Source organism: Pseudomonas sp. NPDC089741, from assembly GCF_044748825.1.
Classification (GTDB): domain Bacteria; phylum Pseudomonadota; class Gammaproteobacteria; order Pseudomonadales; family Pseudomonadaceae; genus Aquipseudomonas; species Aquipseudomonas helmanticensis.
On sequence record NZ_JBIVGT010000039.1, the window covers coordinates 45,795 to 55,089 of the forward strand.

Here is a 9,295-nt window from a genome sequence, read left to right on the forward strand (position 1 = left end):
CGCAGCCTTCGGCAACTCCTACAGGGTGTATCTCAATCCCATGTAGGAGCTGACGCAGGCTGCGATCTTTTTTACGGCTTACGCGGGCTCAGAACCATCTGAGCCGGCACTGTACGCACGATCTGCTTCTCAATCTTCAGATCAAAATCCGGGTTCAACTTCTTCACCCGCTTGGTCAGCAACGTCGCCAACCATGGATAATCATTCGTGCGTGGCGCCTGAATGGTCACCCCACACTCATAATTCACCACATCGGCGGCGATGGCATCCAATTGCCGGCGAAGTTTGCGGCTATCGGTGATGTTCAGCGCGACCGTGGTGCTCTCGGCAGTCGGATCGATCACCTTGGCTTTGGGCTTGGCTTCGGCTGCCAGCAGCGCCGCTTCAGCCTTTTCCAGCTCAGCCTTGCGCGCTTCGGTAATGGCACCGTTAACGCCACCGGTCAGCGCCGGGGCTTTCGGCATCAGCGCACGGGCGCGGCTCAATGCAGTGGCGGCCGCATTCACATCTCCCTTCTGCAACACAATCTGGCTGCGGCGCAGATACGCTTCGGCAAGCTGCCGCTGGTATTGCTCAAGGGATTGGTCGTTTGGGGTGTCTTTCTGCAAAGCAGCCAATTGGTCTTCGGCAGTGGCCAGTTCGCTGCTGGCCAGACTTTGCTCCAGCTGTGCGATGGCCGTAGCTCGCGCATCGGGGGCTTGGGCCTCCGGCGGCGTGCTTTGGCAGGCGCCCAGCAGCACTGAAAATGCGACAAGGAGCAGATAACGGGAGGCGAACGGCTTCATTCCTGCGACTCTCTATTTGCGCAAAAAGCGGCCAAGTCTACACCCCACGACGGGGCAGAACAAAACTCAACAGAAACAGTGCGGCCGCCGTCACAACGATTGACGGCCCGGCCGGGGTGTCCTTGAACCAGGACAGCGCCAGCCCGCCGAACACGGCGAGCATGCCCAGCAGGCTCGCGCCCACCGCCATCTGCTCCGGTGAGCGGGCGTGACGCTGTGCCGCAGCTGCCGGGATGATCAGCAGCGAAGTAATCAGCAACACACCGACGATTTTCATCGCCACCGCGATCACCACCGCAATCAACAGCATAAGTGCCATGCGCAGGCCCGCGACCGGCAGGCCTTCGACCTTGGCCAACTCTTCATGCACGGTGATCGCCAGCAATGGCCGCCACAGCGTCACCAACAACACCAGCACCGCCGCGCTGCCGCCGAGAATCCACGCCAGGTCGGTCGGGCTGATCGCCAGCAGGTCGCCGAACAGATAAGCCATCAGGTCGATCCGCACTTCATGCATGAAGCTTAGTACCACCAGGCCGAGAGAGAGCGTGCTCGGTGCGAGAATTCCCAACAGCGTGTCGGACGCCAGCGGTTGGCGCTGTTGCAAGGTCACCAAAAGCACCGCCAGCAGCAGGCAGCCTACGGTGACCGCGACCGTCGGGCTGACATCCAGCAAAAAGCCCAGCGCCACACCGAGCAACGCGGCGTGGGACAGGGTGTCGCCGAAATAAGCCATGCGCCGCCAGACCACAAACGAACCGAGCGGCCCGGCCACCAGTGCCAGCGCCAGACCTGCAAGCAGGGCATACAACAGAAAATCAGCCATGCTTGCAGTTGTCTCCATGAACGTGAGGTTGGCCAATAACCGGCCCTTTGACCACCGAGCCGTGCAGGTCGTGGGCGTGGTCGTGATGGTGGTGATAAACCGCCAGGCTCTGCGCGTTCTTGCCGAACAGTTCGACAAACGCCGGATCGCCGCTGACCTGCTCGGGATGCCCGGAGCAGCAGACGTGACGGTTGAGACAGACCACCTGATCGGTGGTGCTCATCACCAGATGCAAATCGTGGGACACCATCAACACGCCGCAACCATGGCGATCGCGCAGACGGGTGATCAGGCTGTACAGCTCGGCCTGGCCGGCGACGTCGACGCCTTGCACCGGCTCGTCGAGTACCAGCAATTCCGGCTCGCGCAGCAATGCCCGAGCGAGCAGTACGCGCTGCATTTCACCACCGGAAACGCTTTGCACCGGGCTGTCGATGACGTGCTCGGCGCCGACTTCTTTCAGCGCCGCCAACGCACGCGGACGATCAACGCCCGGCACCAGTCGCAGAAAGCGCAGCACCGAAAGCGGCAACGTTGGATCAACGTGGAGTTTTTGCGGCATGTAGCCGACGCGCAGTTTCGGCTTGCGCCAGACGCTGCCGCTGTCCGGCTTGAGCAAGCCAAGCACGGCGCGCACCAGCGTGGTCTTGCCGGCGCCGTTGGGGCCGATCAGGGTGACGATCTGCCCCGGCTCAACGCTCAGCTCGATGTTGTCCAGCACAGCCTGCCCGGCAAACGTGACGGCGACCTGCTCCAGACGGATCAGCGCATTGCTCATCAAGCCCCCTGGCAACCGGAGCACAGGCCGACGACTTCGACGGTCTGCGCTTCGACGATGAAACCAACGTCTTTGGCGCTGTTGATGATCGCGTCGCTGATCACTTTTTGCTCAAGCTCGATGGCAGCGTGGCAATCGCGGCAGATCAGGAACTGGCCCTGATGCGCGTGTTCCGGGTGTACGCAGCCGACGAAGGCGTTGAGCGAGGAGATGCGGTGCACCAGGCCGTTTTCCAGGAGAAAATCCAGCGCGCGGTAGACGGTTGGCGGCGCAGCGCGGCGGCCATCCTGCTCGCTGAGTACCGCGAGAATGTCATAGGCACCCAACGGCTTGTGGCTCTGCCACACCAGTTCCAGCACCCGGCGGCGCAACGCGGTCAGGCGCAAGCCTTTCTGGGCGCACAAGGTATCGGCCTCGGACAAAGCGCTGTGCACGCAATGAGAGTGGTCGTGGGGACGGCTGGCAATCGGTGTAATAGGCATGGGCGGCGACGAGTTTTGATAGAGACGTTATTATGTTACCCGTTCTCGCCTCCTTGAGTGGTCATCGTGTCCCGACTTTTTTCTGTTTTTGTGGCTTTTGTCGCCAGTTTCCTGCTGATCGGTTCGGCCCAGGCCGAGGTCAAAGTCCTCACCAGCATCAAACCGTTGCAGCTGATTGCAGCGGCCGTGCAGGACGGCGTGGCGATTCCCGAAGTGCTGCTGCCGCCAGGCGCCTCGCCGCACAATTACGCGCTGCGGCCATCCGACGTACGGAAGGTGCAGTCGGTGGATCTGCTCTACTGGATCGGCCCGGACATGGAAGGCTTTCTGCCGCGCGTGCTCAACGGTCGGACGCTGCCGAGCATCGCCGTGCAGGATCTGCCGGGGATGAAGCTGCGTCGTTTCGCTGAAGACAGCCACTCCCACGCCGAAGACGCCGACGAACATGATCACGACCACCGCCCGGGCACGCTGGATGCACACTTGTGGCTATCGCCGGTGAATGCGCGGGTGATTGCCGACAAGATGGCCGCAGACCTCAGCGCTGCCGACCCGGCCAATGCCGAACGCTATCAGAGCAACGCCAAGGCGTTTGATCAGCGTCTGGACGCACTGGATCAGCGTTTGAAGCAGCGTCTGGCCAGTGTTGAAGGCAAGCCGTACTTCGTCTTTCACGAGGCGTTTGATTATTTTGAAGAGGCTTATGGCCTGAAGCACACCGGGGTGTTCAGCGTGGCCGCTGAAGTGCAGCCGGGCGCGCAGCATGTCGCGGCGATGCGCAAGCGGTTGCAGGAAGTGGGCAAGACGTGTGTGTTCAGCGAGCCTCCGTTACGCCCGCGTCTGGCCGAGACTTTGGTGGCCGGGCTGCCGGTGAAACTGGCGGAACTGGATGCGTTGGGCGGGTACACCCCGGCGACAGCTCAGGGTTATGAGCAAGTGTTGGAGAAGTTGGGTAACGATCTGGCCGGGTGCCTGGAATCGTTGTAATCCCATAGAAAAAGATCGTCCGAACGCGGCCCGAGCCTTCGGCAGCTCCTACAGGTGATCCCATGTAGGAGCTGCCGGAGGCTGCGATCTTTTGATCTTAAAGGGCGAAAGGTAGCGGTGTATTGACCTGCTGCCGCTGCGCCAACCGCTGTTCAAACTCCCGCGGATCGTGAATCAACACATCCTGCCCGGCAAACTGCTCCGCCGCGATCAACCGCGACAGCCAGAACCGCACACAGGCCACACGCAACATCGTTGGCCACAACTCAGCCTCCGCCGCCGTGAACGGCCGCAGCGCCGCATAGGCGCCGAGAAACGCGCGCGCGCGCGGCCCATCGATCAAACCATCCTCGTCCGAACACCAGTCGTTCAAGGCAATCGCCACGTCATACAGCATCGGCCCCGAGCAGGCGTTGTAGAAGTCGATCAGCCCGGTCAGGTGCGTGCCTTCGAACATCGCGTTATCGCGAAACAGGTCGGCATGGATGTTGGCCCGAGGCAGCGCGAGAATCTTCTCCTTGCGCTCGGTGATTTCGTCCAGCGCCTTTTGCAGCAAGGCACGCGGCTCATCGCTCAGGTGCGAAAGAAACGCCGTGCCCTCTTCCAGCATCCAGTCGAGGCCACGATCAGTCTTGCGCTTGATCATGCGCTCGCCGTGGGTCGCCAGATGCAGATGCGCCTGCAACTCGCCGACCTGCGCGCAATGCTGAGCATTGGCGACCTTGATGTGCTTGCCGGACAGGCGCGGTTGCAGCAGTGCCGGTTTGCCTTTCAGATCACGCAACGCCACGCCGTCGGTGGTGCGCAGTGCGTAAGGCACCGGCAGATCGGCTTCGTGGAGCACGTCGAGCAGGTCGATGAAGAACGGCATCTCCTGCACCGGCCCGCGCTCGACCAGGGTCAGGACGAACTCGCCCTGCTCCAGGCTGATAAAGAAGTTGGTGTTTTCGCTGCCGGCGGCGATCCCCTGGAAATCAAGCAGGCGGCCAAGCCCGTAAGGGGCGAGAAAGGTTTCCAGCTCGGGCCGAGCCAGGGGAGTGAACACAGACATGGTTAAAAACTGCTCAGTTCAGGCGTCGCGCTCAGGCGACGCCGATTAAAAGTCGGGAATCTTACTTCCAGGTAAAGATTTCCCACGACGGAATCAGCATATCCGGCTGGTCGGAGCGAATGTAGTTCGCGTCCGTACCATCGGCGCGCACCAGGAAATACGGTTTGCCACCCTTCGGCGTGACCTTGATCGCATAGACGAAGCCACTGCGACTGTATTCCTGGATGACCTTGTCGCCTTCCGTGTGCGTGTTGATCGTAACTTCCGGCTCCGAGGCGGGCGCATCATCCGCCGCCATCGCGGCCAACGGTGAGGCAGCAATCAGACCGACCAGCAGCAAGCGATTTAACGTACGCATGATAACCTTGTCCCTTTGTCGTCAACGGTCCCGCTATTCTAGCGCCGGACCCGCCGAAAAGGTTGATCCTGCTCATGAGCCAAGCCCCCCTCGTCCTGGTGGACGGTTCGTCTTACCTGTACCGCGCGTTTCACGCGCTGCCACCACTGACTACTTCCAAAGGCCTGCCGACCGGTGCGGTCAAAGGCGTGCTGAACATGCTCAAGAGTCTGCGCAAGCAGTACCCGGACAGCCCGTTCGCCGTGGTGTTCGACGCCAAGGGCGGGACATTTCGCGATGAGATGTACGCCGAATACAAAGCCAATCGCCCAAGCATGCCCGACGACATGCGCGTGCAGATCGAGCCGCTGCACCAGAGCGTGATTGCCCTCGGTTTCCCGCTGCTGTGCGTGGAAGGCGTCGAGGCCGACGACGTGATCGGCACCCTCGCCCGCAGCAGCGCAGCGGCGGATCGCCCGGTGATCATCTCCACCGGCGACAAGGACATGGCGCAACTGGTCGACGGCCACATTACCTTGGTCAACACCATGTCCGGTAGTTCGATGGACGTGGAAGGCGTAAAGGAGAAATTCGGCGTCGCACCGGAGCAGATCATCGATTATCTGGCGCTGATGGGCGATTCGTCCGACAACATTCCGGGCGTTCCGGGCATCGGCCCGAAGACCGCTTCCGGCCTGCTGGTGGGCGTCAACGGCGGCTTGACCGAGCTGTACGCCAATCTCGACATCGTCCCGACCCTGCCGATTCGCGGGGCGAAAACCCTGCCGGCCAAGCTCGAAGAGCACAAGGAGATGGCATTCCTCTCCTATCAACTGGCGACCATCAAGATCGACGTGCCGCTGGACGTCGAACTCGATGATTTGCAGATGGGCGCGGAAGACCCGGCCAAGCTCTACGAGTTGTACTCGCTGCTGGAATTCAAAAGCTGGATCAATGATCTGGATCGCGACGCCAAACGCCTGGAATTGAGCGCGGCCAGCGAGCCTGCACCGGCCGGCGATCTGTTCAGCGCGCCAGATATCGAAACTCCCGCTGCTCCGACCGAAGCGGCGTACGAAACCATCCTCGATCAGGCACGTTTCGATGTCTGGCTGGAAAAACTCAGCAACGCCAAGCTGTTCGCCTTCGACACCGAAACCACCGGCATCGATGCACAGCAGGCGCAACTGGTCGGCCTGTCGTTCGCCGTGCAGGCCAACGAGGCCGCGTACATTCCGCTGACCCACTCCTACATCGGCGTGCCGGAGCAACTGGATCGCGACACCGTGCTGCGCGCGCTCAAGCCGATTCTCGAAGACCCGAGCAAGCTCAAGGTCGGCCAGCACGCCAAGTTCGACATGAATATTCTCGCCAACTGCGCCATCGGCGGCGATCAGAGCCAAGGCATTACCGTGCGCGGTATCGCCTTCGACACGATGCTTGAGTCCTACGTACTCAACTCCACCGCCACCCGCCACGACATGGACAGCCTCGCGCAGAAGTACCTGGATCACACCACCGTGAGCTTCCAGGACATCGCCGGCAAAGGCGCCAAGCAGTTGACCTTCGACCAGATCGCGCTAGAGCAGGCCGGCCCGTATGCCGCCGAAGACGCCGACATCACCCTGCGTCTGCACCAGACGCTGTTCGAAAAACTCAGCGCCATTCCGAGTCTGGCCAGCGTTTTGACCGACATCGAGATTCCGCTGGTGCCGGTACTGGCGCGCATCGAGCGCCAAGGTGCGTTTGTCGATGCTGAGCTGCTCGGCATCCAGAGCATCGAGCTGGGCAACAAAATGGTTGCGCTGGAGCGCGAAGCGTTCGAGATCGCCGGGGAAGAATTCAACCTTGGCTCGCCGAAGCAACTGGGCGTGATTCTCTACGAGAAACTTGGTCTGCCGGTGCTGAAGAAGACTGCCAAGGGCCAGCCGTCCACTGCTGAAGAAGTGTTGGCGAAACTCGCTGAGGACGATCACCGCTTGCCGAAGGTGCTGATGGAGCACCGCTCGATGAGCAAGCTGAAAAGCACTTACACCGATCGCCTGCCGGAGCAGATCAACCCGCGTACCGGGCGTATCCACACTTCGTATCATCAGGCCGTGGCGTCGACCGGCCGCTTGTCCTCCAGTGATCCGAACCTGCAGAACATCCCGGTGCGTACCGCTGAAGGTCGTCGTATCCGCCAGGCGTTCGTCGCGCCAAAGGGCTACAAACTGCTGGCAGCGGACTATTCGCAGATCGAGTTGCGGATCATGGCGCACCTGTCCAAGGACGAAGGCCTGATGAATGCCTTCCGCAACAATCTGGACGTGCACACCGCGACTGCTGCCGAAGTGTTCAAGGTCGAGCTCAATGAAGTGACTTCCGATCAGCGCCGTGGCGCCAAGGCGATCAACTTCGGCCTGATCTACGGCATGGGCGCGCAGAAGCTCGGCAAAGACATCGGCGTCGACACCAAGACCGCCAAGGCTTACATCGATACCTACTTCGCCCGTTATCCGGGGGTTCGCGAGTACATGGATCGCACCCGCGCGCAGGCGGCGGATCAGGGTTATGTCGAGACGTTCTTCGGGCGTCGCCTGTATTTGCCGGAGATCAACTCCAACAAGCCGCAGGAACGCGCTGCCGCCGAGCGCACGGCGATCAACGCGCCGATGCAGGGCACGGCTGCCGACATCATCAAAAAAGCCATGGTCGCGGTGGATAACTGGCTGGCGACGTCCGGGCTGGACGCCAAAGTCATCCTGCAGGTGCACGATGAACTGGTGCTCGAGGTTCGCGAGGATCTGGTCGAGCAGGTCAGTGCCGAGATTCGCCTGCACATGAGCGAAGCGGCGAAACTGGATGTGCCGCTGCTGGTCGAGGTAGGTGTGGGCAACAATTGGGATGAGGCTCACTGAACCTTATAAACACGGTTCGCCGCGACATGGCGTCGCGGCAGCACCGGTAAAACCTGCTTATTTCGAAAAGCGCTTGTGATTATTCCAAAGCTTTTTGAAAAAAATCTGAACTAATCTGGAAGGACACCACTCAGAGTTACTGAATGGCTGGTGAAGCCCTTCAATGCTCCTATGTTGTGTTAAGTGTTGGCAGATATCTGAACCCCGCCCTAGCGGTTCGGAACTTGAACCCCGGAATTTCTCCCTCCCCAATGAAATCCGGGGCTTTTTTTGCCCAAAATTTGTCTGTAGCGCGTTCATGCTGCGTTGAAAGCACAGCTCAAATGCTCATTTAGGTTCCCTAAAGTCGAGCGCGACCCCGGCCGCTTTTCACTGCCCTTTCGCCTTGCCTGAACACACTACAAACAAATTTCCATATCCCGACTTACTCGGCTGCCGCCTCGGCGCCTTTGTCTGCCAGTTCCATCCAGCCGGCCAGTACAGTGTAGGCCTCTTCCAGGCCCATGCGTTTTGGCGCGGAGAAGAGCTGGATGGTGACCAGGTCGCCCCAACCCTTGCGAATTTCCGACTGCACTTTGAGCAGAGTGTTCTTGGCTGCGCCGTAGGTGAGTTTGTCGGCCTTGGTCAGCAGGATGTGCATCGGCATGCCGGCCGCAACGGCCCAGTCGAGCATCAACAGGTCGAAGTCAGTCATTGGATGACGGATGTCCATCATCAAAATCAAACCCTTCAAACTCTCGCGGCCACCGAGGTAAGCCTCAAGGTGACGCTGCCAGTGCATCTTCAGCGGGATCGGTACTTTTGCGTAACCGTAGCCCGGCAGGTCGACCAGACGACGATCTTCGTCTAGCTTGAAGAAGTTCAACAGCTGTGTGCGACCTGGGGTTTTCGAGGTTCGCGCAAGGCTGGCGTGAGTCAAAGTGTTCAGCGCGCTGGATTTGCCGGCGTTGGAACGGCCGGCAAACGCCACTTCGAAGCCTTCGTCGTCAGGGCATTGATCGACTTTGGCGGCACTGAGCATGAACGTGGACTGTTGGCACAGGCCGAGGATGGGATTCTTGAGTTGCATGGGATTTCCGATGTGGGCGGCGCCGGGATTGGGCGCGGAACGCGGTGTCGCTTCCGTTTCAGTGACGCCAGTATATAATG

General features: G+C 60.5%; 9 protein-coding genes. 2 read left to right on the plus strand and 7 right to left on the minus strand.

Going from position 1 to position 9,295, the window contains the following annotated elements; all coding sequences use genetic code 11:
* Positions 1-71 precede the first annotated feature (71 nt).
* From ACIPZE_RS25565 to ACIPZE_RS25580, 4 genes are read right to left on the minus strand one after another with little or no spacing between them, the layout of a single operon-like run.
* Positions 72-785 carry a PA5502 family lipoprotein gene (locus ACIPZE_RS25565; protein ID WP_400776109.1) on the minus strand — a complete coding sequence of 238 codons (714 nt, stop codon included), beginning with the start codon at positions 783-785 and terminating at the stop codon, positions 72-74.
* A 37-nt stretch (positions 786-822) separates the two neighbouring features.
* Complete coding sequence (gene znuB, locus ACIPZE_RS25570; RefSeq protein WP_283438190.1) at positions 823-1,611, minus strand: zinc ABC transporter permease subunit ZnuB; 789 nt, start codon at positions 1,609-1,611, stop codon at positions 823-825.
* Complete coding sequence (gene znuC / locus ACIPZE_RS25575; protein ID WP_007911759.1) at positions 1,604-2,389, minus strand: zinc ABC transporter ATP-binding protein ZnuC; 786 nt, start codon at positions 2,387-2,389, stop codon at positions 1,604-1,606. Before znuC ends, znuB begins: the two co-directional genes overlap by 8 nt.
* A complete protein-coding gene (locus ACIPZE_RS25580) occupies positions 2,389-2,871 on the minus strand; it encodes a Fur family transcriptional regulator (RefSeq protein ID WP_007911760.1) in 483 nt (160 codons plus the stop codon). The genes znuC and ACIPZE_RS25580 overlap by 1 nt, the downstream gene beginning before the upstream one ends.
* Positions 2,872-2,937: 66 nt before the next feature.
* Between ACIPZE_RS25580 and ACIPZE_RS25585 the strand changes: the two genes are divergently transcribed.
* Positions 2,938-3,858 (plus strand): zinc ABC transporter substrate-binding protein, encoded by a 921-nt coding sequence (locus tag ACIPZE_RS25585; RefSeq protein ID WP_283438191.1) that lies wholly within the window; start codon positions 2,938-2,940, stop codon positions 3,856-3,858.
* A gap of 97 nt (positions 3,859-3,955) precedes the next feature.
* Here ACIPZE_RS25585 and ACIPZE_RS25590 read toward each other — a convergent pair whose 3' ends face one another.
* Both ACIPZE_RS25590 and ACIPZE_RS25595 read right to left on the minus strand, forming a co-directional pair.
* Entirely contained in the window at positions 3,956-4,909 is a 954-nt protein-coding gene (locus ACIPZE_RS25590; RefSeq protein ID WP_283438192.1) for a homoserine kinase, read from the minus strand.
* Between the two features lie 61 nt (positions 4,910-4,970).
* A complete protein-coding gene (locus tag ACIPZE_RS25595) occupies positions 4,971-5,267 on the minus strand; it encodes a DUF2782 domain-containing protein (protein WP_008081231.1) in 297 nt (98 codons plus the stop codon).
* 74 nt (positions 5,268-5,341) lie between these two features.
* Here ACIPZE_RS25595 and polA point away from each other — a divergent pair, with 74 nt between their 5' ends.
* Positions 5,342-8,146, plus strand: a complete 2,805-nt coding sequence (gene polA, locus ACIPZE_RS25600; protein WP_283438193.1) for a DNA polymerase I — start codon at positions 5,342-5,344, stop codon at positions 8,144-8,146.
* A 424-nt stretch (positions 8,147-8,570) separates the two neighbouring features.
* On the opposite strand, the gene yihA is transcribed toward polA, so the two are convergent.
* Complete coding sequence (gene yihA / locus ACIPZE_RS25605; protein ID WP_008081236.1) at positions 8,571-9,215, minus strand: ribosome biogenesis GTP-binding protein YihA/YsxC; 645 nt, start codon at positions 9,213-9,215, stop codon at positions 8,571-8,573.
* Between the last annotated feature and the right edge of the window lie 80 nt (positions 9,216-9,295).

Coding starts and splice junctions, on each gene's coding strand:
- ACIPZE_RS25565 (WP_400776109.1), bottom strand. CDS start 785: ATGAAGCCGTTCGCCTCCCGTTATCTGCTCCTTGTCGCATTTTCAGTG.
- znuB (WP_283438190.1), bottom strand. CDS start 1,611: ATGGCTGATTTTCTGTTGTATGCCCTGCTTGCAGGTCTGGCGCTGGCA.
- znuC (WP_007911759.1), bottom strand. CDS start 2,389: ATGAGCAATGCGCTGATCCGTCTGGAGCAGGTCGCCGTCACGTTTGCC.
- ACIPZE_RS25580 (WP_007911760.1), bottom strand. CDS start 2,871: ATGCCTATTACACCGATTGCCAGCCGTCCCCACGACCACTCTCATTGC.
- ACIPZE_RS25590 (WP_283438192.1), bottom strand. CDS start 4,909: ATGTCTGTGTTCACTCCCCTGGCTCGGCCCGAGCTGGAAACCTTTCTC.
- ACIPZE_RS25595 (WP_008081231.1), bottom strand. CDS start 5,267: ATGCGTACGTTAAATCGCTTGCTGCTGGTCGGTCTGATTGCTGCCTCA.
- polA (WP_283438193.1), top strand. CDS start 5,342: ATGAGCCAAGCCCCCCTCGTCCTGGTGGACGGTTCGTCTTACCTGTAC.
- yihA (WP_008081236.1), bottom strand. CDS start 9,215: ATGCAACTCAAGAATCCCATCCTCGGCCTGTGCCAACAGTCCACGTTC.